At 54.1% G+C, this 26,529-nt stretch carries 24 protein-coding genes; 6 read left to right on the top strand and 18 right to left on the bottom strand.

Going from position 1 to position 26,529, the window contains the following annotated elements; translation table 11 throughout:
* Positions 1–74: 74 nt before the first annotated feature.
* Together REIFOR_RS03135 and REIFOR_RS03140 are read right to left on the bottom strand one after the other, a co-directional pair.
* Complete coding sequence (locus tag REIFOR_RS03135) at positions 75–1,526, bottom strand: NAD-dependent succinate-semialdehyde dehydrogenase (protein WP_100256177.1); 1,452 nt, start codon at positions 1,524–1,526, stop codon at positions 75–77.
* A 215-nt stretch (positions 1,527–1,741) separates the two neighbouring features.
* Positions 1,742–3,100 carry an 8-oxoguanine deaminase gene (locus tag REIFOR_RS03140; RefSeq protein ID WP_100256178.1) on the bottom strand — a complete coding sequence of 453 codons (1,359 nt, stop codon included), beginning with the start codon at positions 3,098–3,100 and terminating at the stop codon, positions 1,742–1,744.
* Between the two features lie 256 nt (positions 3,101–3,356).
* Between REIFOR_RS03140 and egtB the strand changes: the two genes are divergently transcribed.
* Both egtB and egtD read left to right on the top strand, forming a co-directional pair.
* Positions 3,357–4,724 (top strand): ergothioneine biosynthesis protein EgtB, encoded by a 1,368-nt coding sequence (gene egtB / locus REIFOR_RS03145; protein WP_100256179.1) that lies wholly within the window; start codon positions 3,357–3,359, stop codon positions 4,722–4,724.
* Entirely contained in the window at positions 4,717–5,691 is a 975-nt protein-coding gene (gene egtD, locus REIFOR_RS03150; RefSeq protein ID WP_100256180.1) for an L-histidine N(alpha)-methyltransferase, read from the top strand. Before egtB ends, egtD begins: the two co-directional genes overlap by 8 nt.
* On the opposite strand, the gene REIFOR_RS17085 is transcribed toward egtD, so the two are convergent.
* The 16 genes from REIFOR_RS17085 to REIFOR_RS03225 form a co-directional block, all read right to left on the bottom strand.
* Positions 5,688–5,813 (bottom strand): hypothetical protein, encoded by a 126-nt coding sequence (locus tag REIFOR_RS17085; protein WP_264371428.1) that lies wholly within the window; start codon positions 5,811–5,813, stop codon positions 5,688–5,690. The genes egtD and REIFOR_RS17085 overlap by 4 nt on opposite strands.
* Positions 5,810–6,181: a GntR family transcriptional regulator gene (locus REIFOR_RS03155; protein WP_100256181.1), complete on the bottom strand. Its 372-nt coding sequence runs from the start codon at positions 6,179–6,181 to the stop codon at positions 5,810–5,812. Before REIFOR_RS03155 ends, REIFOR_RS17085 begins: the two co-directional genes overlap by 4 nt.
* Entirely contained in the window at positions 6,178–6,972 is a 795-nt protein-coding gene (locus REIFOR_RS03160) for a hypothetical protein (RefSeq protein ID WP_100256182.1), read from the bottom strand. Before REIFOR_RS03160 ends, REIFOR_RS03155 begins: the two co-directional genes overlap by 4 nt.
* Positions 6,969–7,808: an ATP-binding cassette domain-containing protein gene (locus REIFOR_RS03165; protein ID WP_100256183.1), complete on the bottom strand. Its 840-nt coding sequence runs from the start codon at positions 7,806–7,808 to the stop codon at positions 6,969–6,971. The genes REIFOR_RS03160 and REIFOR_RS03165 overlap by 4 nt, the downstream gene beginning before the upstream one ends.
* Positions 7,809–8,148: 340 nt before the next feature.
* Positions 8,149–8,823 carry a gamma-glutamylcyclotransferase gene (locus REIFOR_RS03170; RefSeq protein ID WP_100256184.1) on the bottom strand — a complete coding sequence of 225 codons (675 nt, stop codon included), beginning with the start codon at positions 8,821–8,823 and terminating at the stop codon, positions 8,149–8,151.
* 118 nt (positions 8,824–8,941) lie between these two features.
* Positions 8,942–10,153 carry a DEAD/DEAH box helicase gene (locus REIFOR_RS03175; protein WP_100256185.1) on the bottom strand — a complete coding sequence of 404 codons (1,212 nt, stop codon included), beginning with the start codon at positions 10,151–10,153 and terminating at the stop codon, positions 8,942–8,944.
* 79 nt (positions 10,154–10,232) lie between these two features.
* Complete coding sequence (locus REIFOR_RS03180) at positions 10,233–10,820, bottom strand: hypothetical protein (protein ID WP_145980216.1); 588 nt, start codon at positions 10,818–10,820, stop codon at positions 10,233–10,235.
* 75 nt (positions 10,821–10,895) lie between these two features.
* Complete coding sequence (locus tag REIFOR_RS03185; RefSeq protein ID WP_100256187.1) at positions 10,896–11,714, bottom strand: carbohydrate ABC transporter permease; 819 nt, start codon at positions 11,712–11,714, stop codon at positions 10,896–10,898.
* Positions 11,711–12,607 carry a carbohydrate ABC transporter permease gene (locus REIFOR_RS03190; protein WP_100256188.1) on the bottom strand — a complete coding sequence of 299 codons (897 nt, stop codon included), beginning with the start codon at positions 12,605–12,607 and terminating at the stop codon, positions 11,711–11,713. The genes REIFOR_RS03185 and REIFOR_RS03190 overlap by 4 nt, the downstream gene beginning before the upstream one ends.
* Positions 12,608–12,665: 58 nt before the next feature.
* The gene (glpK, locus tag REIFOR_RS03195) at positions 12,666–14,153 is read right to left on the bottom strand and encodes a glycerol kinase GlpK (RefSeq protein ID WP_100256189.1); all 1,488 of its coding nucleotides are present in this window, start codon (positions 14,151–14,153) and stop codon (positions 12,666–12,668) included.
* A 530-nt stretch (positions 14,154–14,683) separates the two neighbouring features.
* Positions 14,684–16,414 (bottom strand): ABC transporter substrate-binding protein, encoded by a 1,731-nt coding sequence (locus tag REIFOR_RS03200; protein WP_100258680.1) that lies wholly within the window; start codon positions 16,412–16,414, stop codon positions 14,684–14,686.
* 245 nt (positions 16,415–16,659) lie between these two features.
* Positions 16,660–16,932 (bottom strand): DUF2160 domain-containing protein, encoded by a 273-nt coding sequence (locus tag REIFOR_RS03205; RefSeq protein ID WP_100256190.1) that lies wholly within the window; start codon positions 16,930–16,932, stop codon positions 16,660–16,662.
* 58 nt (positions 16,933–16,990) lie between these two features.
* Positions 16,991–17,797, bottom strand: coding sequence for a carbohydrate ABC transporter permease (locus tag REIFOR_RS03210; RefSeq protein ID WP_100256191.1), 807 nt, complete (start codon positions 17,795–17,797; stop codon positions 16,991–16,993).
* Between the two features lie 10 nt (positions 17,798–17,807).
* Positions 17,808–18,674, bottom strand: coding sequence for a carbohydrate ABC transporter permease (locus REIFOR_RS03215; protein ID WP_100256192.1), 867 nt, complete (start codon positions 18,672–18,674; stop codon positions 17,808–17,810).
* On the bottom strand, positions 18,671–19,771 hold the full coding sequence (locus REIFOR_RS03220; RefSeq protein ID WP_100256193.1) for an ABC transporter ATP-binding protein: 1,101 nt from the start codon (positions 19,769–19,771) through the stop codon (positions 18,671–18,673). The genes REIFOR_RS03215 and REIFOR_RS03220 overlap by 4 nt, the downstream gene beginning before the upstream one ends.
* Before the next feature lie 6 nt (positions 19,772–19,777).
* Positions 19,778–20,866: an ABC transporter ATP-binding protein gene (locus REIFOR_RS03225; RefSeq protein ID WP_100256194.1), complete on the bottom strand. Its 1,089-nt coding sequence runs from the start codon at positions 20,864–20,866 to the stop codon at positions 19,778–19,780.
* Between the two features lie 363 nt (positions 20,867–21,229).
* Between REIFOR_RS03225 and REIFOR_RS03230 the strand changes: the two genes are divergently transcribed.
* From REIFOR_RS03230 to REIFOR_RS03245, 4 genes are all read left to right on the top strand, one after another.
* On the top strand, positions 21,230–23,260 hold the full coding sequence (locus tag REIFOR_RS03230; RefSeq protein WP_100256195.1) for a sigma-54-dependent Fis family transcriptional regulator: 2,031 nt from the start codon (positions 21,230–21,232) through the stop codon (positions 23,258–23,260).
* Positions 23,261–23,439: 179 nt separating this feature from the next.
* A complete protein-coding gene (locus REIFOR_RS03235; protein WP_100256196.1) occupies positions 23,440–24,303 on the top strand; it encodes a putative selenate ABC transporter substrate-binding protein in 864 nt (287 codons plus the stop codon).
* Positions 24,300–25,055, top strand: coding sequence for an ATP-binding cassette domain-containing protein (locus REIFOR_RS03240; protein WP_227003747.1), 756 nt, complete (start codon positions 24,300–24,302; stop codon positions 25,053–25,055). Before REIFOR_RS03235 ends, REIFOR_RS03240 begins: the two co-directional genes overlap by 4 nt.
* Positions 25,045–26,511 carry a PhnE/PtxC family ABC transporter permease gene (locus tag REIFOR_RS03245; RefSeq protein ID WP_227003748.1) on the top strand — a complete coding sequence of 489 codons (1,467 nt, stop codon included), beginning with the start codon at positions 25,045–25,047 and terminating at the stop codon, positions 26,509–26,511. The genes REIFOR_RS03240 and REIFOR_RS03245 overlap by 11 nt, the downstream gene beginning before the upstream one ends.
* Positions 26,512–26,529: the final 18 nt, after the last annotated feature.

Here is a 26,529-nt window from a genome sequence, read left to right on the forward strand (position 1 = left end):
GTTATAGATATTAGCCATACCGCGAGCTATCGCGGCGACCCCGGTGCGGTGCAATGCGTGGTATTTCTAATGGTTCAGCTGTCTAGGCCGCCCATGCACAGGTATTTAATTTCCAGGTATTCGTCGATACCGTGTTTGGAGCCTTCACGACCCAGGCCGGATGACTTCATGCCGCCGAAGGGGGCTGCGGTATTGGAGATGATGCCTTCGTTAATACCCACCATGCCGTATTCCAGTGTCTCGGCAACGCGCCAGATGCGGCCGATATCACGGGCGTAAAAGTAGGCCGCCAGACCGAAGTCGGTGTCATTGGCGATCGCGATGGCGTCTGCTTCGCGGCTGAACTTCATTACCGCCGAGACCGGGCCGAAAATCTCCAGTTTGGCGATCGGCATATCGTTGGTCACATGGGTCAGCACAGTGGGCTGATAGAACGAGCCGCCCAATGCATGCGGCGCGCCACCGGTAACTACCTGGGCGCCCAGGGCGACCGAGGCCTGAACCTTACGGTCGATCTCGGCCATCGCCTGGGGGTGGATTAGTGGGCCAATAATCGTGCCCTCGGTCATGCCGTTGCCGACCGTGAGTTGCTGCACCGCTGCGGTCAGTTTCTCGACGAAGACATCGTAAACACTGTCCTGCACCAGGAATCTATTGGTGCACACGCAGGTTTGCCCGGCGTTGCGATATTTCGACATCATTGCGCCCTTCACGGCGGCATCGATATCGGCATCGTCGAAGACGATAAAGGGCGCGTTACCGCCCAACTCCATGGAGACTTTCTTCACAGTGCTGGCCGCCTGAGCGATCAGCAACTTGCCGACCGGGGTGGAACCGGTAAAGGAAAACTTAGCGACATCCGGGCTTTCGGTTAATACCTTGCCAATGCCGCGCGCGTCGCTGCCGACTACGATATTGAACACCCCTGCTGGGATGCCAGCCATTTCGGCCAGCTTGGCCAGCGCTAGAGCGGATAGGGGCGTCTCGGATGCGGGTCGAATCACAAAGGTGCAGCCGGCGGCGAGGGCGGGTGCTGCCTTACGGGTGATCATCGAGTTGGGGAAGTTCCACGGCGTTATGGCCGCGACCACGCCAACCGGCTGCTTAATCACCACATAGCGTCGGTCGGCAGACGGGCTGGGGATGGTCTCGCCGTAGACGCGCTTGGCTTCTTCGGCAAACCATTCAACAAAGGAGGCACCGTAGCCGACTTCAGCAGTGGCCTCGGCCAGCGGTTTACCCTGTTCTAAGGTCATGATCAGTGCCAGATCGGCCTTGTATTGGATCATTAGGTCGTGCCAGCGACGCAGCAGGATGGCACGCTCATTGGCGGATTTTGCGCGCCAGGCGGGCAAGGCGCGTTTGGCCGCGGCCACGGCCTGTTCGGCCGTCGCGACGGACCCGTCGGCGATCTGGGCCAGTAACTCGCCGGTGGCCGGATTGGTGACATCAAAACGCGTGCTGCTGGCCAGCCATTGGCCATCGACATAGGATTCGGTGGCAAACAGTTCAGGATTTATGGTCATAGTCTGGGTCTCTTTGAATCAGAGTAAGGAGCATTCCAAGGTTGTTCATTGGTTTTGAAAAACCGTTAAATATAAAACATTCAAACAATTGTTTGGTGTAGTGCAAATCTAGTGAGCATCATCCTCCAATGTAGCGAAATTCTCCATAGTTCATTAGTCCGCAGCCACTAGCGGAGTGCGTTGCACGCCGACCGCGCGGCCGCCTGGCCTTGGCCTTAGCCCTGCTGCTTGAGCAGTTGTTCGGCCTGGTGTCGATGTCTGCGTTGGATGGTGTCCAAGTCTTGATCGACAAGGCGGTGATCGGTCACCCGCCAGCGGCCGGCCACCATCACATGTTCGGCGCGATGAGCCCCGCACAGCACCAAGGCCGCGAGGGCATCGTGGGCGCCGGAGAAACGTGCCTCCGCGAGCGAAAAGAGCGCCAGATCGGCCTGTTTACCCACCGCCAGCTCGCCTATATCGTCGCGATTCAAGACTTGTGCCGAGCCCTTGGTGGCCCAACGCAGAGCATCCAGATGGCTGACCTCATCGGCCTGATAACGCAATCGGCCAATCAATAACGCCTGACGCACTTCTTGTATCAGGTTGGAGCCGTCATTGGACGCCGAGCCATCGACGCCCAGACCTACCTTAACCCCAGCCGCCTCCATCTCTTTCGTACGGGCTATGCCCGAGGCGAGCACCATATTGGAACTGGGACAATGGCTCACCCCGATGCGCGCCGCGCCCATGCGCTGAATCTCCGCATCGTTAAAGTGGATGCCGTGCGCTAACCAGGTGCGCTCGTGTAGCCAGTCGACCGACTCCAGATAATCGAGCGGCCGCAAACCAAACATCTGCAGGCAAAACGCATTCTCATCGAAGGTCTCGGCCAGGTGGGTATGCAACATCACGCCGCGTTGTTTGGCCAACGCGGCGGTTTGCCGCATCAGTTCGGAGGTAACCGAAAAGGGTGAGCAGGGCGCCAGCGCTATCTGCACCATGGCGCCGGCACCCCTTTGGTGAAAGCGCATGATGACCCGCTCGCAGTCGCGCAGAATCTGCTCATCGGTTTGCACCGTCGACTGCGGCGGCAGACCGCCATCCCGTTCACCCAAACTCATCGAACCGCGCGTGAGCACGACCCGCGAGCCCATCTGTGCGGCCGCCTCAACCTGGATATCGATGGCCTCGGTCAACGCCAGCGGGAACAGATAATGATGATCGGCCACGGTCGTGCAGCCGGACAGAAGCAGTTCGGCCAGGCCCAACTGGGTCGCGCTGTGCAACATCTCCGGCTGCAAGCCGGCCCAAATCGGGTAGAGGGTTTTTAGCCAGGGAAATAACCGCTTGTTAAGCGCCGCCGGCACCGCCCGGGTTAGGGTTTGGTACAGATGATGGTGGGTATTGACCAGGCCGGGCAGCAACACCAGATCCGTGGCATCGAATTCTTGATCGACGGCCGCAACCGGCTGCGCGCCGAGCGCGACCAATTCGACAATGGTCGTGCCGCGAATCAGGATACCGCCGCGGGCATCTTGGGCGTTGGCGGTAAAGACCGCGCGTGGATTTTTAATCCAGATGGTTTGCGTCATCGTAGAATTCCGTTGGTTTGGCGCGATCAAAACACAGAATGCAGGGTCTGGAAAGTCCGATCGACTCGCGCGGCCAATAGGCCAGTTCGCCGGCACTCCTTCAGGCTAGACACGCAGTTACGTTGCCCGGCGTCGATGCAGTGGCGCGCGATGGTTGATTAGCCCTCAGCCTGTGCTTATATTAGGTCATCGCATCATCAGGGCTGCCGCTCTGGTGTAGTCCATTTGCCGGCAATAGATCGTAAGGAGATATCCGATGACAGCACGGCGCGTCGCTGACGCAAGCGGCCCATGGCTCTCAGCTTATCAGAAGACGCGCGAGCGGACCGAGACCCTGGTTAAACCCCTGAGTGAAGCCGATCAAACGGCGCAGTCGATGCCCGATGCCAGCCCGGTGAAGTGGCATCTGGCGCACACCAGCTGGTTCTTTGAAACCTTTGTACTGAAACCCAATTTACCCGGCTATTCGGCGTTCGATCCCGCTTTTGAATATCTGTTTAACTCCTATTACAACAGCATCGGCGAGCAGTTTCCGCGCGCCCAACGGGGCGCGATTACCCGCCCTGGCGCGCCTGAGGTGCTGGCCTATCGGCACCATGTCGACAAGCATATGACCCAGCTGCTGAGCCAATCGAGCCCTGAGCTGCTCAATAGACTGGACTCTTTATTGCCGCTCGGCTTAGCGCACGAAGAACAGCACCAAGAGCTGTTGATCACCGACCTCCAACATCTGTTTTCAATCAATCCGCTCTATCCGGCGGTGACCGTGCCGGTACAGGCCTTTGCTCCGGTCGTCGCGCTCGGCTGGTGGCATCACCCGGGCGGTTTGGTCGAGATTGGTGCGCCCGCACCAGGCGATGCATCGGACGTCCAGGTCGACGATTCACCAAGCTTTCGCTTCGACGATTTACCAAGCTTTCGCTTCGACGATTTACCAAGCTTTCGCTTCGATGATTTACCAAGCTTTCGCTTCGACAATGAGTTGCCTCGCCATCAGGTGCGCCTGTACCCATTTGCTCTAGCCGATCGCTTGGTCACCAATGGCGAATACGCGGCCTTTATCGACGCAGGTGGCTACAACGATCCACTGCATTGGCTGTCAGAGGGTTGGGCGTGGCGGTGTCGAGAACAGATCAGCCAACCGCTCTATTGGTTACGCCGCGCCGAGCAATGGTGGCAATACAGTTTGGCCGGGCTGCACGCGCTCGATCCGCATGCGCCGGTGCGCCATATTAGTCTGTTTGAAGCCATGGCCTACGCACAGTGGTGTGGCTGCCGCTTGGCCACGGAATTCGAATGGGAGCATGCGGCGGCCCGGGTCGAGCCGTCAGACTCTGTTTATGACCCGACCATCCTGGCCCCCCAGTCGCAGTCCCAGTCAGCGGATCAGCTCTATAATTGCCTCTGGCAATGGACCCAATCGCAGTACCAGCCCTATCCCGGTTACCGGCCGGAAGCCGGCGCGGTGGGTGAGTACAATGGCAAGTTTATGAGCAATCAGTTTGTCCTGCGTGGCGGTTCCTGCATTACGCCACCGAACCATATTCGCGCGAGCTATCGGAATTTTTTCCCGGCCGCGACCCGTTGGCAATTTAGTGGCATAAGGATGGCAAAGGATGACTGACCTCAATATTCACCGTCAAACGCAGGTCAACCAGGACGATCTGTTTTTGCAAGATATCTTTGCCGGTTGGTCGGCCGTTGGCCAAAAAACTCTGCCGTGCAAATATTTTTACGATGAGAAGGGCTCGCAACTGTTCGACCAAATTTGTCAGACGCCGGAGTATTACCACACCCGAACGGAACTGGCGATTTTGGCGCGCGCCTTGCCGGAGGTCGCGCAATATATTGGGCCCCATGCCGATATTTTGGAATTCGGCTCCGGTGCCGGGATCAAAATCCGCAAGTTGATCGACGCCCTCAGCTCGCCGCGCACCTACATTCCAATCGACATCAGCGAAGAAATTTTGCTCGCCAGCTCAGCGCAGTTAGCGCAACAGTATCCTGAGCTGGCGGTGTTTCCCGTGGTGGCCGATTACCTGTCACCGATCCAATTGCCCGAGCAATTTAGCCACCAATCCGAGCATAAGAAGCTGGTGTTTTTTCCCGGCTCGACGATCAGTAATTTTGAGCCCCAGGCGGCGATCCACTTTATCAAACACATTCGCGCCTTGTTGGGCGAGGGCGATGCCCTCTTGATCGGGGTCGACCTGGTGAAACCGGCTGAACGCATATTGGCCGCCTATAACGATGCTCAAGGGGTAACGGCCGCCTTCAATATGAATTTATTACAGCGTATCCAAAATACTTATCAGACCGATCTGGATCTGGACACCTTCTGTCATCGGGCGATCTATAACGTTGAACGGTCGCGCATCGAGATGCATCTGATCTCCACGGTGCAGCAGGACATTCAGATCGAGGGTCGGCGTTTTGCCTTTGCCGAACAGGAGAGCATTCACACCGAAAACTCCTACAAGTACTCGCTCGAATCGTTTCAGTTGCTGGCGCGCAATGGCGGCTTCGACTGCACGCACTGCTATACCGACGCGCAGCAGCTGTTTTCGGTGCACTACTTGACGGCGAACTAAATGCCGCTCAATCTCAACCAGATCAGCGCCGCGGCAGTGGCCACAAAGAGGCTCAGCAGGGTGGCGGCGAGGATCTTGTTGGTGAGTTTCATCCGGCGTATGGCAAGGCTTACAGAAGTCATGCTTGGCTCCCTAAAAACTGGTTATACAGTTCACGTAATTCATTTGGGGTGACCGCCAATAGGGCGGCCTCATGGAAGATACGCGGCAGTTTGGCATCAATAAAAGCCACTTTTTTTAACGCCTGAACGGTCTGCTTGCCGTGCTCATTGACGAAATAGCCGACCCCCCGCCTGTTGGTAATAATGTCGTTGTCCTGCAAGTAGGCGAACGAGCGCATCACCGTATTGGGATTCACCTGGACCAGCGCGGCAAGCTCCCGGATCGACGGGATGCGTTCCTGTTCGGGCCATGCTTCGGTGAGAATCTGCTCGGTCATAAAGTCGGCCACCTGTAAGTAGATGGTACTGGCGGAGTCAAATTGAATCATAGCTCCAACTCCTTAAAGCGTAGGTAAGACAGGCCCCAGAAAAAGCCAAAATAGAGAACGCTTAGCAGACTGCTGCCGACCTGGGTAAAGAGGTTCGAGGTGAACTCTAACCCGGTACTGCGCAGCACCAGGAATTTGCCGATATGGATGGCATCGCCCTTAAGTACCTGGGTTTCAAAGTTGGCAATGGTGGCGTTGATGAGATCGCCGAGCAGCCAGTTCACCAAAGCAGCGGTGTAGAACAGCCAGACAATCAACAGCAATGACAGGGCGCCAAAGATTTTTATCATCGGCCGTTTTTTAAAATAAATAGCACTGAAAAATAACAATGGATGGAGCCAGACGTAGAGCTTAAATAACTGCAGCGCCGCCAACCCGACGGGATTAAAGATCGGCACCAAGTTGCCCCAGCCAAACAGGCCCACCAACAGATTGGCCGTTAGCGTTGAGACCGACAGCACCAGCAAAAAAATCAGCACCACTAGAAAGCTGGTCAGGAAGCTACTCAACCACTTCTCGAACGGGTCGGCGGGCAGCATTAACCATTGGGCGGCAGAGCCTGCCTGCTTGTATTCATCGAAGGTATGGTTGCCCAACTCCAATTGGGCCATAAAGAGCAGCGCGAAGGCGAAGATGCCCGAGTAATCGGTAAAGGTACCGACCGAACTGATGTGGAGCATTAGCACCACGGCCGTCGCGATCAGCCAGGTCAGGCCGATATCGCGGATCACCAGCTGGGGTTTGGAGCCCTGCTTGGCGAGGATCAGTTGGTATACACGAGTGGGGTTCATAGCCGTGGCTCCTGCGCTACGGCCGCCATCAGGCCGGGATAATTTTGATCAAAGGCATTGAAGAGCAGTTCCAAATCTATCTCGGTCGGCTGCTCTTGGCCTCCGGCCACCAGTGAGACCGGACTGCCCAACCGCAACTCCGAGTGCAATACCGTGCCAGAGGTAACCGGGCCCTGTACCTGGCTAATGTAATTGGGCAGTTCGGCCAGATCAAACCAATGCGCCGACCCTTCATTCATCATCACCACCGAGTCGATAATCGATTCTAGGTCGCGCACCTGGTGGGTGCAAATCAGCACGGTCTGTTCGGCCGTTTGGTGGGCAATAACGGACTCGCGAAACAACGCCTTGGACGGTATATCGAGGCCATTGGTCGGTTCATCCATCAACAGCACCTGAGCACCGGTGGATAGCGCAAAGGCGATGATGAATTTCTTGCGCTGCCCGAGCGACAGCGCGGTGAGCTTTTTGCCGTCGTCGACACTGAGCCGGGCCAATAGCTCGGTGCATTGGCGGTGATCGAATTTGGGGTAAAAAACACTGAAACGTTTGATATAGGCAACTGCGCTGATCGCCGGTAAGGCATTTTCTTCCGGCACCAGATAGAGGTTTTGATAGAGTGCGGTCTCGCGCCGCCGCGGCGTGCGCTCGAGCACCGCCACCGCACCCTCGGTTGGGCTGAGCAGACCAGCGAGTAACTTAATCAGGGTGGTCTTACCGACCCCATTGGCGCCGAGTATGCCGACGCTGCGGCCGGCCGGAATGGTCAGGTTTAGACCCCTAAAAACGGCCGCCTTGGCACCGTATTCGAATCCGAGATTGGAGAGTTGTATCATCTGTCTGCCATTATGTGTATTAGATATCTAGTACACTAGCCAAGGGCGGAACTCAATGCAATGCCTATTTGTTGATGGGGTTGATTTTGCCTGCGCGGCGATGTCCAGTGCATTACCGAGGTGATTCCGGTCAGCATCGTGGCGCATGCGATTAACACTGTTCGCCAACGTTCCCATGCCACTGTTGTGCTGAACCCGCTAAGAGCCCAGTGGTGGCGCTGGAATTGATTGAGACGCTGGCCCCAGTTTTTGCTCAGCGAATGTTCTCTTAGTTGGCTTGTACTTAGCAATGCGGCGCGCCAGGATGATTGGGGGCAACGGCGGACCAGGCCCATAAGCGCTAGGAATGCTCGGCCAGACGCTGGTTGATCAGCTGTTCCAGTTCGCTGAGTTGCTCATCGGGTACGCCGGCTTGTTGCAGGGCGTGCTGGGTTTGTTGGAAATAGGCCAAGCTGCTGCCGCGGGCGCCTTCGGCACTGAGGATTAGGTCCGCCTGTTGCGCCAAGGATAAACGCACGCAATGGTCGCTGCAACCTCGGGCGATAAAGGTCAGAGCCCGCTCGGGCGGCTGTTTGGTGGGCGCGGCAGCAGAGTCGGGTGTCGGTTCTGACTGACTGCGGGTGACAACCCAGGCCGGGTAGTAGACATTGGTGAGCATTTCTTGCTTAAAGATGGACGCTAAATCTTGCACGCTGATCTCAAATACCATGCCCTGCACCTGAGCGCCGGGCTGACCCTGCAGGCCTAAGACCAAGCCAGGATGGCGGTCGGTGCCCCGATAGAGGTAAGACAGTACGCAATATTCCCGCCTGAAGTCATCAACGGTGGCAACAGCCTGATGGCTGTGTTCAAAGCAGGGGGCCCAAATCTGTGAGCCATACGCAAAGTAGCGTACCCGGTCCTCGGGTTTGAGACCCATGGTCCGCAGCACATCGGTCAATAGGCTGGAGTGATCGATGTCGATATCGGAGTCGACTAGCTGTTTGATGCGGTTGTTGGCTTGATGCCATGGCATAGCTACGAGTCCTCAAATTGACAGTCTTATTTTTCCATCATACGGTCAATCGTCAGGCCCGGCAACCGCTGCTAAGGCAAGGCTTTTAGCGCCGTTTTAGCGCCGTTTTAGCGCCGTTTTAGCGCCGTCGGCCCCTGCCGGTGCTCTTGCTTTTGCTATTCGGGGTCGGTCTGGGTTTTTTACTCCCGGCCGAAAAATCTTGCGATAAATCGGGTTCGTACCCGGGCAACCACTGTTGCAGCAGTCGCGTTGGCAGCAACTTATGGATGTCCTCTAGCAGCCAGCGCTCATCGGCGCTCAACAAGGTAATAGCTACGCCGCTTTCACCGGCCCGACCGGTGCGGCCGATGCGATGAATATAGTCTTCGGCATTGTGCGGCAGCTCGTAGTTGATGACATATTTGAGTTGCTCAATATCCAATCCGCGCGAGGCCACATCGGTGGCCACCAGCGCGCGAACCTGGCCCTGCTTAAAATCTTCCAGTGCTTTCTCACGCGCACCCTGGGATTTATCGCCGTGGATAGACTGGGTCTTGATGCCGTCCTTGGTCATCTCCTTGGCTAGGGCATCGGCGCCGGCCTTGGTGCGGGTAAAGATTAACACCTGGTGCCAGTTGCGCGAGCCAATGAGGAAGGAGGTAATTTCGCGTTTGCGCGCCTTATCGACTTCGTAGGCAATCTGTTCAACTTGCTGCGCGGCGGCGTTGCGGGTATCCACCTCAATCAGCTGGGGATCGTTTAACAGATTTTTGCTCAGCTTGAAGATGGCCTCATCGAAGGTGGCCGAGAACAATAGGGTTTGGCGCGTTTTCGGCGCGGTGACCACGATGCGCTTGATATCATCGATAAAGCCCATGTCGAGCATCCGATCGGATTCATCGAGTACCAGGAATTCTAATTGGCTCAGGGTCACGGTGCCGCGCTTGAGGTGATCGAGCAGCCGACCGGGCGTGGCGACCACTATATCGGCGCCGGCCTGCAACTCGGCCATTTGGGTATTCACGCTGACCCCGCCATAGGTGATGACGGTGCGCAAACCGGTATGGCGACCATAGGCGACAAAGCTCGCACCGACTTGCTGCGCCAGTTCACGGGTCGGTACCAGTATCAAGGCGCGCACGCCTTGGTCCATCGGTTCGGCTAGCTTTTGCAATATCGGCAAGGCGAAGGCCGCGGTCTTACCGGTGCCGGTTTGCGCGCCGGCCATTAAATCCTGGCCGGCCAATATGGCGGGAATTGCCGCCAATTGGATTGGGGTGGGGGCGCGGTAACCTTGATCGGTTACCGCGCTGAGCAGTGCGTTGGTCAGGCCTAAGGCGGAAAATCCCATAAGGTTTGTCTGTGTGAAATAATTGGCCGGATTGTAGCAGATATTAGCCGCCGAACTCGACGGTCTTTTGGCTTAGCCGCTAGAGCGTCAACAGGCCGGTGAGCATCAGAAAGGGGATCAGACTGCTCGCCAGGGCAACGGTCAGGGCAAAGCGGTGCACCTGCATGGTCGACAACGCGCCGGCACTCAAGGCAATCCCGCCACCACCACCGATCAGGATATTGCCGGGAATATTAAATAACAGCGCAACACTCAGATAGGGGTGATTGGCCATGCGCGATAAGCCAAAGGCAACTAGGTGCTGGCGCCATGTGGGCGGACCCTCGGGCGCCGATATCCGAGCGAGTTTGCCGAGCAATCGTTGGATGGGCGCGCTGCGCTTAAAATAGGCACCGAGCAGAAACGCCAGCGACAGGCCGACTACCGTGGCCAACCAAGCGCCGATAATGCCGGGCGCACCAAAGAGCAGCATAATCATCACGCCAATTTCCATACCCGGCATAAAGGGTAGCATCAGGATCAGGCTGTAGAGTAAACAGACAATGATGAGCGCCAATAGGGGTGATATGCCAAGGGATTGAGTGACCAGATGGACCCAATTTGGATTCAGCCAAAGCAACACAATACCGACGGACAGGGTGATTAGGCTGAGAACAGATTTGACCACAGATAACCGACTCAAGATGAGGGGCCGACAGTCTAGCCTAAGTGCTGTGAATCCACAGCACTTAGGTGCAGAGTTTTATTTTACCTGGGCAATCATAAAGCCCTTGGCGATATGGTTGCGCACAAAGTAGATCAACAGCGCGCCGGGCACGATCGAAAAAACCGTCATCGCCATGACCAGGCCAACATCGGTTTTAAAACTGAACAGCGCTGAGATCGCCATGCTGATCGGCTTGCCACTGGTCACCGTCAAGATCCGCGCGAATACCACCTCAACCCAGGAAAACAAAAAGCAGAAGAACGCCGCAACCGCGATACCCGGTGCCATCAGCGGGATCAGCTTGCGCATAAAAAATCTCGGAAAAGAATAGCCATCGATAAAGGCGGTCTCATCGATCTCCCGGGGTATGGATGAAATAAAGCCTTCTAACACCCAGATCGCGATGGGGATATTAAACAGGCAGTGTGCCAAGGCAATGGCCAGGGGGGTATTGATCAGACCGACGGCTGAGAAGACTTGAAACACGGGAAAGATCATCACCACCGGTGGCGTCATGCGCAGGGCCAAAAACCCTAGAAACAAATGTTTATCGCCGACAAAGGAATAGCGTGAAAAAGCATAGGCCGCCGGTAAGGCAACCGGGATGGTAATCAAGATGTTAAAAAGCACATAGCTGACCGAGCTGAAAATCGCCGCGACCAAATCCTCGTTTTGGGCGATATGCAGGTAGTTGCTCAGGGTGAAGGTGCCAACCGGTAGGTCCGAGCCGCGCAGAGTCGAGTGAAAGCTGATATAGATAACCGGCAACAGGGGCAGCAACATAAAGGCGATATAGAGGCTGGGCGCCAACCAGCGAAAATGTATCGGGTTGTGGCGGCCTAAGGGGGCGATCATGGGCGAGCCTCTGCGGTGGATGACAACGTTGAACTGACCGAGTCAGCTTGTTGAATAGCCAAGGCCGTCTTAAAGAGCCAGGAAACGGTCAGGATAATAATAAAACAGATCACCGAACGCGCCGCGGCGGGGCCATAGTTAAAGGCAAAAATATCTTCGCCTAATTCCATGGCCATAAAGGTGGTGCTGTAACCGGGGCCGCCGGCATTGAGCCGGAAGGCTTCGGTATAGATCATAAAGCTGTCCATAAAGCGCAGTAGAATGGCCATCATTAACACGCTGCTGAGCTTGGGCAATTCGATATAGCGCAGCACCGCCCAGCGCGAGGCGCGGTCGATCGCCGCGGCGTTGTAATAGGCGGCAGGAATGGTAGTCAGACCGGAATAACACAGCAGCACGACCAGGCTGGTCCAATGCCAGACATCCATCAGCACAATGGCGAACCAGGTGTCGATCACCTCAGCCTTCCAGTTGAAATCGATGCCGATGGCCGAGAACGCGCCACCCAGATAGGCCGGGGAAATAAAGGTCTTCCAGATCATCGGGATGATATTCCACGGCACCAGCAAGGGCAATGACATCAGTACCAGGCAAACCGCAACCCAGAGGCTGCGCTTAGGCATTTGAATGGCGATATAGATACCCAGGGGTATCTCAATCAAGAGAATAATGGTCGAAAATAATAGACTGCGGCCAAAGCTGCCCCAGAATCGAGCCGAACCGAGTATTTCTCGATACCACTCGGCTCCAACCCAGAATTTGTAATCCTGGCTGAAGATATCGTGAAACGAATAGTTGACCGTTGTTAGCAAGGGAATAATCGCGACGAAGGCCAATATAACCAATGCTGGTAACACCAGCAGCCAAGCTCGGTTGTCTAATGCTTTAGCCATCTGTGGCGTTACCCTTATAAGTCATCAGCCTGCGCTGATGCGCAGGTTTGGATAGTAGCTATTTACTCTCGAGCTGGACCCGATTGACCGAGGTTTTCCAGCCACTGTAATAGTCATCCCGTTGTGCTTTGCTGATTTGCGGGCTAAAGGTTCGCTCGCACTGCCAAAGCTTCTCCAAGGTTTCTAAGGATTCGAAATAGCCTGCCTGCAAGCCGGCCAGGTAGGCCGCACCGAGCGCGGTGGTCTCGATAATGGTGGGCCGGTCTACGGTGGCACCGAGCATGTCGGCCAAAAACTGCAGAACCCAGTTGTTGACGACCATGCCGCCATCGACGCGCAAGGCGGTAGCGCGTACGCCATCGGATTCCATCGCCTTCTGTAAATCCTTGGTTTGGTAACAGACCGACTGCAGGCCGGCGGTAACAATTTCCTTGATGCCGGTATCGCGCGTCAGACCGAAGATGGCACCGCGCGCCGTGGGATCCCAATAGGGCGCGCCCAGACCGGTAAAGGCCGGTACCAGATAGACACCATGGTTGGCGGCCGTCTGTTCAGCCAAACTTTCGGTTTCGCCGGCATTGCCGATCAGCTTTAAGCCATCGCGCAACCATTGAATGGTGGTGCCGGCGGCAAAGATGCTGCCTTCTAGGGCATAGCAGGTCTCACCCTTGAGTCGATAGGCGACCGTAGTCAACAGGCGACTCTCGGACGTCAACGCCTTGGTGCCGGTGTTGAGCATCAGAAAACAGCCCGTGCCATAGGTGCTCTTGGCCATTCCAGGGCGGAAACAGGTTTGCCCGAATAACGCGGCCTGTTGATCGCCGGCCACGCCATTGATCGGGATGCCGGCGCCAAAAATACTCGGATCGGTGATGCCGAAGTCGGCCGATGAGTCCATTACTTCGGGCAGTAGGCTTGCGGGTATATTAAACAGCTCGAGCAATTCGCTGTCCCATTCTTGCTTGTGGATATTGAATATCAGGGTTCGGGAGGCATTGGTGGCATCGGTACGATGGACGGCGCCACAGGTTAAATGCCAGATTAGATAGCTGTCGACCGTGCCGAAGGCGAGCTCGCCGCGTTCGGCCCGTTCTTGAGCGCCCGGCACCTGATCGAGTATCCAACGAATTTTGGTCGCCGAAAAATAGGGGTCGATCAACAGACCGGTTTTAGCATTAATTAGGCCTTCATGCCCGGCCGCCTTGAGAGTTTCGCAATAGGCGCTGGTACGGCGATCTTGCCAAACAATGGCGCGATAGATCGGTACGCCGGTGGCACGATCCCAAATAAGCGTGGTTTCACGCTGGTTGGTGATGCCGATGGTTCCGATCTGCTCGGGTTGAATAGCGGCCTCAGCGAAAACCTTGGCACAGGTGCTCAACACCGACTGCCAGAGATCCTCCGGCTCGTGTTCAACCCAGCCGTCTTGCGGAAAATGCTGCGGGAACTCTTCTTGCGCTGAGTGGCAGATTGTCCCCTCGGTGCTGAATAAGATCGAGCGGGTGCTGGTGGTGCCTTGATCGATGGATAAAATATATTTTTTCATTGCCGATCCTGAATTAATTCAAAGTTGTTATTTTTATTGAAATTAGGTGCAGTGGCCATCTTAGGTCTTAACCTAAGCGTGGAGCAATTTAATTAGGCCGATCTGTCATCTTATCCCAACCGAGTAAAGCAGCGCAACGAACAGTCCGAGTTGGCTATCGTCCGATGACGCCCGGTATAGAGTAGGGCGGCGGCTGATGTTCCGGGCCAACATGGGTGTTGGCTAAGGTCGTGCAAACTGGCGTCAATCGGATTTGCCAGGGTTATATCGTGAGCCTGCGACAGCAAAGCGTTATGGAGCTAATGTTGTTCACTGCCGAAGGTAATAAATTAGGTCGAAAATTCCAGATAATCGTATTCTGTCGTTCTAAGGGTGAATCTGTAATGTTGAAATCGTACTGGTGAACTGGCTCATAATTGTGAGCTTTTAAGGGTGCGGACACTAGGTCTTGGTCGAGTTAAAGTGGTGGGCGCCACAAGGGCGCCCGCCACTCTTATTACCTCAGGAGAAAACCTGGGGTGAGATCTAACTTACTGCTTCCAGCTTTCTAGCAGAGTGTCATAGTCGATTGTCTTACCTTGAGGCTTCTCGTTGGCCAATTTGGCCTTAGGAGCACCTGGCTGGTTCAGCCAATAGCTAGCATCTACTTCGTCGTTCATCTTAGGTCCGCAAGCACCCTGTACACCAGAACGTTCGATACGTGACATAACTTTATCTTGAGCTTCAGCTAAACCGTCCAACGCTTCCTGTGGAGTGGAATCGCCGCTGGCTGCTTCAGCAATATACTGCCACCAAAGCTGAGCCATTTTCGGGTAATCCGGAATGTTGGTACCAGTAGGCGTCCATTGGACACGTGCTGGGCTACGGTAAAACTCAACCAATCCACCCAATTTCGGAGCGGCGTCGGTCATAGCTTGTGAGTTAATATCTGACTCACGGATAGGTGTTAAGCCAACCAAGGTCTTCTTCAGAGAAACGGTCTTAGACACAGTGAACTGTGCATACAACCAAGCGGCCAGACGACGGTCATCCGGAGTAGAGTTCAGGAAAGTCCAAGAACCAGTATCCTGGTAACCCAACTTCATGCCTTCTTCCCAGTAAGGGCCCTTAGGAGATGGAGCCATACGCCATTTTGGTGTGCCATCTGCGTTTACAACCGGCAGACCAACAGAGTTCATGCTGGCGGTGAAGGCTGTATACCAGAAGATTTGCTGCGCAATAGCGCCCTGAGCAGGTACCGGTCCAGCTTCGCCAAAGGTCATGCCTTGAGCTTCTGGTGGTGCATACTTCTTCATCCAATCAACATACTTAGTTGTGGCATACACAGCGGCTGGGCCGTTGGTAGCACCACCACGGGTAACACTTGAACCGACTGGGTTACAACCGTCTACACGGACTCCCCATTCGTCAACTGGTAAACCGTTTGGAATACCTTTGTCACCAGCGCCTGCCATGGAGAACCAAGCGTCAGTGAAACGCCAGCCCAGGGAAGGATCTTTCTTGCCATAATCCATGTGACCATAAACACGCTTGCCGTCTATTTCTTTCACATGTACTGAGAAGAACTCAGCAATATCTTCATAGGCAGACCAGTTAGTTGGTACACCTAAGCCATAGCCGTAGATAGATTTGAATTGTGCTTTCAAGTCATCACGAGCAAACCAGTCAGCACGGAACCAGTAAAGGTTGGCGAACTGTTGGTCGGGCAGTTGGTAAAGCTTACCGTCTGGACCGGTTGTGAAAGACAAACCGATAAAGTCAGGCAGATCCAATGTTGGCAAAGTGAAGTCTTTACCGTCACCAGCGATCATGTCGGAAATAGCAACTACTTTACCATAACGGAAGTGGGTACCGATCAGGTCAGAGTCGTTGATGTAGGCATCGTAAATATTACGATCTGATTGCATTTGCGTTTGCAGTTTTTCAACAACATCGCCTTCGCCGATCAAATCGTGAACGATGGTAATACCCGTGATTTCAGCAAAAGCCTTAGCCAGAACGTTAGACTCATATTCATGCGTAGCAATGGTCTCGGATGCGACGTTAATAGTCATTCCGCGGAACGGCTTGGCCGTTTCGGTGAACCAGGCCAGTTCTTTCTCTTGCTGAGCTTTAGTCAGAGTAGAGGTGCCGAATTCTTTTGTTAACCATTGGTCTGCCGCATCTGAGTATTGGTCTGCATGAGCAGTCATGCCTAGGGTCGCTGCTGAGATCGCTGCGCTAAGCAGGATTCGCATCGGTAGTTTCTTATTGTTGTACATAGTCAACCTCGTATGTTTAAAGCGTTTAGGCATCCCGAATATAGAGCTGTTCGGTTTACCCGTTCTTTAGCTGTCAGCAGAGCTGACGATGGTCACTCGACCCGGCTGGCCCAGAATCCCTACGCGACCTTGGCTTGTCGTTTGGGGACCCTGGAGCCGGGGTGGGTCAAGACTTTCTATTGCGCTGCCCAAGTTCGGCGACGCAATGTTGAGTTCGTATCGGGCGTGGTTATCACGCCTTTTTTTTAACCCCAGCGTATAAGGCTGACAACCCAGGCGATGCAAAAGAGCAACGGTATAATCAGGGTTGCTTCTAGCAGGCCAACATATAGCAAGTGTATATAAGCACTGCTGATCAGGCCGATAAAGAGTCGGTCGCCGCGCGTGGTGGATATAGGTAGAAACCCTTTGCGTTCAACGCAGGGGCTCTTGAGCTCCCAAATTGTCATGCATAATAAGATCAAGGCGATTGTGATAAAAAAGCCTGCTGTCACCGGTGTCCATGCCATCCAGTTCATAATTTTTGTCCTACCATCAAATTCAAGTTAACAGTCATTGGTGCTTGGTTTTAACCAACTACACCCGGCCCAGAGCGAAACCTTTTGCAACGTGGTTACGAACTAACCAGATGACCAAGATGCCCGGCAGGATGGTTAACACCCCAGCGGCCGCCAACAGGCCCCAGTCGATGCCCTCTGCTGAAATGGTTCGGGTCATCACTGCACCAATGGGCTTAGCTTCGGTCGCCGTCAAGGTGCGTGCCAGCAACAGTTCGACCCAAGAGAACAGGAAGCTGAAGAAGGCGGTAACACCGATGCCAGAGCGAATCATGGGCAGAAAGATACGGATAAAGAAGCGTTGGAAACTGTAGCCATCGATAAAGGCGGTCTCGTCGATCTCACGTGGCACACCAGACATAAAGCCTTCTAAAATCCACACCGCCAAGGGTACGCTAAACAGACAATGCGACAGTGCAACGGCCAGGTGGGTATCGAACAGGCCCACCGACGAATAGAGCTGGAAAAAGGGCAGTAAGAACACCGCAGGTGGTGCCATACGATTGGTCAGCAACCAGAAGAAAAGGTGCTTATCACCGACAAACTTGTAACGACTGAAGGCATAGGCGGCCGGTAACGCAACCGTCAAGGTGATCGCCATATTCAACGCCACATAGATCAGTGAGTTGACATAACCCATGTACCAGCTTGGATCGGTAAAGATGGTGATGTAGTTGTCAAAGGTGAAGTTACTGGGCCATAGGGTCAGACCGCTCAATACTTCTTCTTTGTGTTTAAACGACATGTTCAAAAGCCAATAGATCGGCACTAGTAAGAACAAGACGTAGAGGCTTAGGCCGGCAACTTTGCTTTTAGAATAATTCATCATAAGCCCCTTATTTATCCTTATCCATTTCACTGATGGTGGTAAAGAACAACCAAGACACCAGCAAAACAATTAAAAAGTAGATCAGTGAGAAAGCAGCCGCCGGCCCGAGATCGAATTGACCGATGGCCATCTTGGTCAGGGTCTGGCTGAGAAAGGTCGTTGAACTACCTGGGCCGCCGCCGGTTAGTACAAAGGGCTCGCTGTAGATCATGAAGCTGTCCATAAAACGCAGCAGGGTACCAATGACTAATACACTGCGGAGTCGAGGCAGTTGGATGTAGCGAAACACAGCCCATTTGGAGGCTCTATCGATAGCGGCCGCCTGATAGAAGGCATCGGGGATGGCGCGTAAACCGGAGTAGCACAGCAGTGCGACCAACGGTGTCCAATGCCAAACATCCATAAGCACTACGGTCACCCAAGCGTCAACGGGATTGGCCGCGTAGTTGTAATCGATGCCCAGTTGGTTCAAGCCCCAGCCGAGCAGACCAACGTCGGTTCGACCAAATATTTTCCAAATGGTACCGACAACATTGCCCGGGATGAGTAGCGGAATGGCGACCACGATCAGGCTGACAGACGCCATGGTGCCCTTAGTCGGCATCATTAAAGCAATGGCGATACCGAGTGGGATTTCAATAGCCAAAACGGTAAAGGAAAAGATAAATTGGCGCAGCAAGGATTCCTGCAGTCGTTCATTTAATAAGACTTCGCGATACCACTCCACACCTACGAATACAGCATGATCGGCGTCAAAAATATCCTGAACCGAGTAGTTTACGACCGTCATTAAGGGAATAATGGCCGAGAAGGCAACCAGTAAGAAGACCGGTAAGACCAGCCACCAGGCTTTGTTATTCTCTACCTTACTCATACGAGCTCCTCCCCAATCAGATATTCATCGACGTAAATTTTCAACCATTGCTCGGGAAAGCTGATATAAGCTTTTTGCTGTGGTACCGCATGATCTTCATCTAAACGTGCTTTGATGATTTGCTGGCCGAGCTTCATGGTCAGGATCTTGTAGGTGCCGAGATCTTCAACGTGCTGAACTTCACATTCATAGCCATTTTCTGACGGCTTATCCCAAACGTGAACAAACTCAGGTCGGATGCCAACCTTGATGTTTTTGCTAGGTACCTTGGCGAGCATCGCTTTTCGAGCATCGGACAGTTCAATTTCTATACCATCGAAGCTCACTCCGTTAGCTGTAGTTTGAACTTCAAGTAGATTCATACCAGGGCTGCCAATAAAATAGCCGACGAAGGTATGGTTCGGGTTTTCAAACAGCTCCCGAGGGGTGCCGAACTGCACAATCTGACCGCCGTACATAACCGCGATCTTTTCTGCGAAGGTAGACGCCTCCAGCTGATCGTGGGTCACATAAATCATGGTGAGATTGAATTGCTCGTGAATCTGCTTGAGCTTACGACGCAGTTTCCATTTTAACTGGGGATCGATAACGGTGAGCGGTTCATCGAACAAAATCGCCGACACATCGTCACGAACCAGACCGCGGCCCATGGAAACCTTTTGTTTCTCATCGGCGCTTAAGTTTTTTGCTTTCTTATTTAGCACTGGATGTAATTCGAGAATTTCAGCGATCTCATGTACCTTGCTCATGACCTTGGCTTCAGCAATTTTCATATTGCGCAGCGGGAAGGCCAGGTTGTCGAACACAGTCATCGAGTCATAGATCACCGGGAACTGAAACACCTGAGCAATATTGCGTTGCTGTGGTGGTAAATGGTTGACCACAACGCCATCGAACAGCACTTCGCCTTCGGACGGTGTGAGTAGACCGGAAATGATGTTTAGCAGCGTACTCTTGCCACAACCCGATGGGCCAAGTAACGCATAGGCGCCACCCTGATCCCAGACGTGGTTCATTTCACGCAAGGCATAGTCATGAGCACCTGTGGGTGATTTTTCGTAGCTGTGTGCCAAGGACTTCAGTTGTATTTCAGCCATCTTGAGTTAGCCCCTTATCAGTCGAGTCGGCGACTGGATCATTTTGCCGTCGAGAGTGAACACAAACAGTTTGTGTACCGGCAGATAGATGTTAATGGTGGCATCGCTGCGGTAGGCATGAACGCCAGACAACTGCATGACCAAATTAAAGTGATCGTTTTTCACGTGGAGAAAGGTTTCCGAACCGCTGATCTCAGCCAGTTCGACCTTCATCGACAGTTCGAGGTCATCGTCGTTGTCTGGCACCAGGCCGATATGGCTGGGACGGATACCAAACTTATAACCACCCGGCGTCAGGCTTTTAAGGTCCTGATGCAATGGAAAGTGTACCGATTCATCGAAGGTGACCTCATTGTCGGTCACGTTACCGGGTATTAAATTAATCGGTGGTTCACTGAACAGATCGGCTGCGTAGACATCGACCGGCTCGCGGTAGACCGCAGCTGAGGGGCCAGACTGGATCACTCGGCCTTCATGCAACAGGGTGGTGGTGCCGCCCAACGCTAAAGCTTCATTTGGTTCGGTGGTCGCGTAGACGGCAATAGCGTTACGGGCTTTAAAGAGTTCGCGTAATTCGAAGCGCAGCTCTTCCCGCAGCTTATAGTCTAGGTTGACCAAGGGCTCATCGAACAGAATCAGGCTGGCGTCTTTGACTAGGGCGCGCGCCATAGCCGTGCGCTGCTGCTGACCGCCGGACAGTTCCAGCGGGTAACGATGCAAAAACTCGGTGATCCGCAACATATCGGCGGTTTCCATCACCCGCTTGTTGATCTCGGCCTCAGAGGCTTTGGCCAAACGCAGTGGCGACGCGATGTTCTCCCGAACCGTTAGGTTGGAGTAGTTGATGAACTGCTGATAAACCATCGACACATTACGCTTCTGCACCGTGATGCCGGTGACATTGGCACCGTTCATAATGATCTTGCCATTGGTTGGCTTATCCAAGCCCGCCATCAAACGCATCAGTGAGGTTTTACCAGCGCCGGTGCGACCCAAAAGCACATTAAACGAACCCGGCTCTAACGTTAAGTTGACATTCGTTAGGTGGTTTTGGCCGTTAACGACCTGATCTACATTTTCTAATTTGAGGGACATAATGCCGTCCTGTGACGATTTTTGTTTTTGCGGTGTGTTCAACACTGCGCAATTTTTTTATTCTGAAAGGAATAAAGCTAGAGTTGTGCCAAGTTTCGCTGAACACCCGGGTTTTAAATTGTAACCTATTGATTAATATAGAAAAAATAATTTTATAGGTCGGGGTTGAGTGTGTTGAAGATGGTCTTTTTAATAGAATGTGTTCATTAAAGTATTGACTCTGAGCACTTTTAAACATTAACTGTGAACACCAAGACTGTTCAAATTCCGAACAGATTTTGTTCAGGACACGCCCGATGCACTGCTTTTTTAAGGGCAACTGAGTTGGTCCGATATAATAAAAACAACGATCGGTAGCCACCTATGACCAAACCAAACAAATCTCAAACAGGGCCGTCGGCCGCCTATAAGGCAGACGTCCTTGCTGCTAAAACACCCGTCGAGCACCAGAACGTAATAGCCGATTCGTGGGAACGGTGCCGCGAGTACGGCCTTGATCCGTTAGCAATGCCTGATATAGAAACGCTGCCACAGGGGGAGATCGAGAGCCTAAAGGAAGAACACCATTATTTGGTGCAGACCACGGGCAACGAGGTGCTGCCTTATTACGAAAACATCCTGTCCAACAGCCAATGTATGATCATGTTGACCGACAGTCGCGGCCAGATGTTGAACAGTTGGGGTGATCAACGGTTTTTGAACAAAGAACAGAAAGCCTTCTTAAACCCAGGTACCTATTGGGGTGAAGCGGTGAACGGTACCAATGCCATCGGCACCGCGATGGAGCTGGGTCAGGCTGTTCAGGTGCAGAAAGATGAACACTTTCTCAAGTCAAACCGTTTTATGGTGGGCTCGGCCGCACCGATCTTTAACGTCAATCACGATCTGCTCGGTGTCTTGGACGTGTCCAGTGACACCTATCTGCCGCACGCCTATACCCTAGGACTGGTCAAGCTGATGTCGCAGGCGGTTGAGAATCGGCTTATTGTTAAGAGGTTTGCCGCGGAAAACTTCCTGCTCAGCTTTAATACCAATGTCGATAACATCGACAGTCAGTGGGCCGGGTTGATCGTCTTCAATGATGATGGCACCATTATTTCGGCTAATTGCCGGGCCGAGCTGTTGCTTGGGCAAAACCTGGCCTTGGCCCATATATCTGACATCTTTGATTGCCCTTTGCGCGATCTGAAGAACCACCCAGATCTGATGCCGATTAAATTGCCCGCTCTGGGGCGCTTTCAGATGCATGGCGCGTTGCGACGCCCGGAAAAGAAGATTGTCCAAGCATTGGACTTCAGACAACGGCATCTGAAAAAGCGACCCGTCGATAGCAACCTGATTACCCTGGAGCGCCTAAGTTTCGGCGATCAGCTGGTCGATCGTGCGGTGACTCAGGCGAAAAAAGTGATTGAGAAGGATATTCCCATCCTTATTGCCGGTGAGACCGGTGTGGGCAAGGAAGTGTTTGTCAGCGCGCTACACGAATTCAGCTCGCGCCGATCCTATCCCCTGGTTGCGGTCAACTGTGCCGCAATTCCGGCGGAATTGGTCGAATCCGAGCTCTTTGGCTATGAAAAGGGCGCCTTCACCGGGGCCAGCAACAAAGGTTCCATCGGTTTGATTCGCAAGGCCCACCGCGGCACCCTGTTTCTCGATGAAATAGGCGAGATGCCGCTTAAGGTGCAGGCCCGCTTACTGCGCGTCTTGCAGGAGCGTAAGGTGGTGCCGCTTGGGTCCACCGAAGCCTTTCCCGTCGATATTAAACTGATTTCGGCGACCAACCGGTCGTTACGGGACGACGTCGAGCAGGGCCTGTTTCGCCAGGATCTCTACTATCGCGTCAGTGGCTTAAACCTAGAACTGCCGCCGCTACGCAAACGCCAAGACCGGGAGGCCCTGTTTCAAGAGGTCTATCAACTGTTCAGTACCCCGGAGCAGCCGTCCCAGCTGTCAGCCGAGATCGTTAACCTCTTTTTGCAGCATCCATGGCCGGGTAACCTGCGCCAACTGGCCAGTGTCTTACAAATCGCCTTGGCGATGGCAGAAAATGAAGTGATTCAACTCTGGGATCTACCGGACGACTTCTTGTCCGATATCCATAAGTCCTCTGTTGATCGTGATAGTGAGACGGTGTTCGGCGATGAGAGCGCGCAACGTATGGCTGAGATGGGTGCCCTAGTAAGGCATGCTGCGCCGAGCCCAATTAGGGATGCGCTACCGGCACGGGAGTCTTTGCCGGCCGAGGCCGCGCCGGAGCCGATCGAAACCGACGCCGAAGTCGACCTGCTACTGCTGTTCCAGCAGCATAAGGGCAATATTTCCAGTTTGGCCAAGGCTTTAAGTATTAGCCGTAACACCCTTTATAAACGGCTTAAGGCCGAAGGCATTCGCTAGGGCCAGGCCGCGACTATACCCAATGATGAGCAGGTAACTGGTCATTGGGGGCAGCTGGTCTGGTTAGGCTTCTTTGTTTATACTGCTCGCGATTTTCGAGTACCGTGTCTCGATCGGCGTTCCACGCCGGTTCTTGCCACGCGAGCAAACCCCTGCGATGCCCACTTTGCGAGTCTGTAATGTTTAACTTAAGTCGTCTTATCCTATCCACTGTGCTGTGTCTGGCTGCGAGTGTATCCGCCCAGGCCGAAACCTTTACCTTTACCGCCATTCCCGATGCCGATGCGTCGCGTCTGCAGGAGCGCTTCGATAAGGTCGCCGATTATTTGAGTGCCGAACTGGGCGTGGAGGTAAAATACATTCCGGTCAAATCTTACGCCGCCGCAATCACCGCCTTTAAGAACAACCAGGTGCAATTGGCCTGGTTTGGCGGCCTGTCGGGTGTTCAGGCGCGGCGTTTAGTGGTCAATTCAGAGGCCATTGCACAAGGGTATGAAGACCAACTGTTCAAAACCTACTTTATTGCGCACCACAGTACTGGCCTGACCGAGGCGGACGCCTTTCCGGCGGACATTCAAGGTAAAACCTTTACCTTCGGCTCGAAGGGTTCAACGTCGGGCCGATTGATGCCCGAGTTTCATATCCGTGAGCAGTTCAATATGGCTCCGGAGCAAGCTTTTGCGCGCGTCGGCTTCTCCGGCGATCACAGCCAAACCATTGCCCAGGTGCAGGCGGGCGCTTACCAAGTCGGCGCGGTCAACTACCAAGTTTGGGAAACTGAACTGGCCAGCGGCAAGATTGATCCGAGCAAGGTCAGCGTGATCTGGCGCACACCCACCTATCCGGACTATCAATGGACGATTCGCGGCGATGTCGATGCGCGTTATGGTGATAATTTTAAGGCTCGGGTTACCCAGGCTCTGTTGAATATGACTGACCCGGATTTGCTCGCCAGCTTCCCGCGCCAGTCCTTTATACCGGCCTCTAATCAGGATTACGCGCCGATTGAGAACACCGCCCAAGCTATTGGCTTGTTGGATTGAGTGAACACCTTGGCCTAAGCGCCGTGAGCAGGGGGGCAAACCAGGGCCTGAATCTGTCTGCCAGTAAGGCCGGCGTGTTTGATGCAACGGCGAATCGGTCGTTGTTTCATTTGGATCAGGCAACCCTAGCCTATGGCCAACAGACCGCATTGGCGTCGGTGTCCCTTTCGATTCACGCCGGCGAAAAGGTCGCTCTAGTCGGGCCATCCGGTGCCGGCAAGACCAGTCTGCTCAATGTGCTCTATGAACAGCAGCGTGAACACATTGCCTGGTGCCCGCAGCACTATGGTTTAGTCGATATTCTCTCGGTCTACCACAATATCTATATGGGCCAACTGGAGCGCCACAGTGCGCCTTATAATATTTGGAATCTGTTATTCCCCATCGCACGTCACCAACAGGCCATCGGTCAGTTGGCGAGTGAGTTGGGGCTTGGTCAAAAGCTGGACCATTCCATTGATCAATTGTCGGGCGGTCAGCAACAGCGGGTCTCGATCGGTCGCGCCCTATATCGTAACAAGGCGATTTTTCTCGGCGATGAGCCGGTCGCCAGTCTGGATCCGATCCAGGGCGAGGCACTTCTGGCCAAGATTATTGCGCGTCACGCGACCGTGGTCATCGCCTTGCACAATCGGCAGATGGCTCTGAGTGTCTTCGACCGAATTATCGGTATCAAGGGCGGCCGTGTGGTCTTAGATCGGCCGGCCAATGCCATCAGTCACGCCGAGCTGGATCGGTTCTATGCGCAGTAGTGGTCGCCGATTGGCCGCTGTCAGCCTGTTCTTCGTCTGCTCAGCCTTACTCTGTTTACCGTTCGCCGATATTGCTCTATACCCAGTGGAACCCTGGATCGAATTGCAGCGTATGGCGCTCGGGCTGCTGCATCCGGACGTGCACATGTGGCGCCTGGTGCTGCCCGCGCTCGCGCAGACGGTTGCTTTCGCGCTCTTGGCCGTAGCCGGTTCGGCGCTGATCGGTTTAGCTTTGGCGCTGGTCTTTCACTCTAGATTTGTGCGCCTGCTCTGTGCCGCGACCCGTGCCGTGCACGAGATCTTTTGGGGCCTGATTTTTATGCAGGTCTATGGCCTGTCGGCGACCACCGGACTGCTCGCCATACTGGTACCCTTCAGTGGAAACTTTGCCAAGGTCTTTGCCGAACTCTTGGCCCAACAATCGCCATTACCATCCGCCGCCGTAGCGCGCAGCAGCGATCGACTCAGCCGCTATTGCTACACGTTGCTGCCGCAAGCATGGCCGGCATTGCTCAGCTATACCCGCTATCGGTTTGAATGTGCGTTGCGCTCCAGTACCGTCTTGGGCTTTATCGGCTTACCGACCCTGGGCTTTCATCTGGAAACCGCCTTTAAGCAGGGGCAGTACGATCAGGCGGCGACCTTACTGCTGGTGTTTTTTGCTCTGATTGGCACCATTCGCTATTGGTTCCGGCCGCGCTATACCTTGCTTTATTTAGCCGCGGCCTTCTGGGTGTTGCCGGCTTCAGCGCCAGTAGAATCGAGCGCTTGGTTGTTTTTCAGTGAGGATATTTGGCCCAGTGCAGTGCGCAACGGCAATTGGTCCGAGGCGCTGAGCTGGTATCATCACCAGCTCTTCTCGGTCGCCTTACCGGCAGCAGTCGACACCCTGCTGCTGGCGCAACTGGCGCTGGTCTTGTCCGGCCTCATTGCCTTGCTCAGCTACGGTTGGGCCAGCTCACAATTGGCCGCGTCGGGCGTTCGACATTTGGGCAAGGGGTTGTTGCTGGTACTGCGCTCAACGCCAGAACTCATCCTAACCTTTCTATTTTTGCTGCTCTTAGGCCCCTCCGGTCTGCCGGCCATTATCGCCCTGGGGTTGCACAATGGCGGCCTTATCGCCTTCCTGCTCGCCAAGCAGAGTGAGCAACTGGTACTGCGTAACGATGCGGCGCGCGGCCTAAATCGTTACGTCTATGAGCTGACGCCGCGGCTCTACGCGCGCTTTGTCGATCTGATGCTCTATCGCTGGGAAGTGATTTTGAGAGAAAGCGCCATTCTCGGATTGCTCGGGGTGACCACTCTCGGGTTTTATATCGATTCGGCCTTCGAGGAAATTCGTTTCGATCGCGCGGCTTTGTTGATCGTGGTGACCGCGTTGCTGAATATTGGGGTGGATAGCTTTGCCCGGCGAGTGCGGAGGTATTGTCAGGTTGCCACCTTAGCTCAGCAATAGGGGTTTTGGGTTATTTCT

The organism is Reinekea forsetii, from assembly GCF_002795845.1.
GTDB lineage: Bacteria > Pseudomonadota > Gammaproteobacteria > Pseudomonadales > Natronospirillaceae > Reinekea > Reinekea forsetii.

Excerpts from the sequence above, each read along its gene's own strand:
- REIFOR_RS03245 (WP_227003748.1), top strand. The coding sequence starts at position 25,045 with ATGCGCAGTAGTGGTCGCCGATTGGCCGCTGTCAGCCTGTTCTTCGTC.
- REIFOR_RS03140 (WP_100256178.1), bottom strand. The coding sequence starts at position 3,100 with ATGACGCAAACCATCTGGATTAAAAATCCACGCGCGGTCTTTACCGCC.
- REIFOR_RS03205 (WP_100256190.1), bottom strand. The coding sequence starts at position 16,932 with ATGAACTGGATGGCATGGACACCGGTGACAGCAGGCTTTTTTATCACA.
- egtB (WP_100256179.1), top strand. The coding sequence starts at position 3,357 with ATGACAGCACGGCGCGTCGCTGACGCAAGCGGCCCATGGCTCTCAGCT.
- REIFOR_RS03230 (WP_100256195.1), top strand. The coding sequence starts at position 21,230 with ATGACCAAACCAAACAAATCTCAAACAGGGCCGTCGGCCGCCTATAAG.
- REIFOR_RS03190 (WP_100256188.1), bottom strand. The coding sequence starts at position 12,607 with ATGGCTAAAGCATTAGACAACCGAGCTTGGCTGCTGGTGTTACCAGCA.
- egtD (WP_100256180.1), top strand. The coding sequence starts at position 4,717 with ATGACTGACCTCAATATTCACCGTCAAACGCAGGTCAACCAGGACGAT.
- REIFOR_RS03225 (WP_100256194.1), bottom strand. The coding sequence starts at position 20,866 with ATGTCCCTCAAATTAGAAAATGTAGATCAGGTCGTTAACGGCCAAAAC.
- REIFOR_RS03200 (WP_100258680.1), bottom strand. The coding sequence starts at position 16,414 with ATGTACAACAATAAGAAACTACCGATGCGAATCCTGCTTAGCGCAGCG.
- REIFOR_RS03220 (WP_100256193.1), bottom strand. The coding sequence starts at position 19,771 with ATGGCTGAAATACAACTGAAGTCCTTGGCACACAGCTACGAAAAATCA.
- REIFOR_RS03170 (WP_100256184.1), bottom strand. The coding sequence starts at position 8,823 with ATGCCATGGCATCAAGCCAACAACCGCATCAAACAGCTAGTCGACTCC.
- REIFOR_RS03135 (WP_100256177.1), bottom strand. The coding sequence starts at position 1,526 with ATGACCATAAATCCTGAACTGTTTGCCACCGAATCCTATGTCGATGGC.
- REIFOR_RS03165 (WP_100256183.1), bottom strand. The coding sequence starts at position 7,808 with ATGATACAACTCTCCAATCTCGGATTCGAATACGGTGCCAAGGCGGCC.
- REIFOR_RS03160 (WP_100256182.1), bottom strand. The coding sequence starts at position 6,972 with ATGAACCCCACTCGTGTATACCAACTGATCCTCGCCAAGCAGGGCTCC.
- REIFOR_RS03215 (WP_100256192.1), bottom strand. The coding sequence starts at position 18,674 with ATGAGTAAGGTAGAGAATAACAAAGCCTGGTGGCTGGTCTTACCGGTC.
- REIFOR_RS03235 (WP_100256196.1), top strand. The coding sequence starts at position 23,440 with ATGTTTAACTTAAGTCGTCTTATCCTATCCACTGTGCTGTGTCTGGCT.
- REIFOR_RS03185 (WP_100256187.1), bottom strand. The coding sequence starts at position 11,714 with ATGATCGCCCCCTTAGGCCGCCACAACCCGATACATTTTCGCTGGTTG.
- REIFOR_RS03210 (WP_100256191.1), bottom strand. The coding sequence starts at position 17,797 with ATGAATTATTCTAAAAGCAAAGTTGCCGGCCTAAGCCTCTACGTCTTG.
- REIFOR_RS17085 (WP_264371428.1), bottom strand. The coding sequence starts at position 5,813 with ATGACTTCTGTAAGCCTTGCCATACGCCGGATGAAACTCACCAACAAG.
- glpK (WP_100256189.1), bottom strand. The coding sequence starts at position 14,153 with ATGAAAAAATATATTTTATCCATCGATCAAGGCACCACCAGCACCCGC.
- REIFOR_RS03175 (WP_100256185.1), bottom strand. The coding sequence starts at position 10,153 with ATGGGATTTTCCGCCTTAGGCCTGACCAACGCACTGCTCAGCGCGGTA.
- REIFOR_RS03155 (WP_100256181.1), bottom strand. The coding sequence starts at position 6,181 with ATGATTCAATTTGACTCCGCCAGTACCATCTACTTACAGGTGGCCGAC.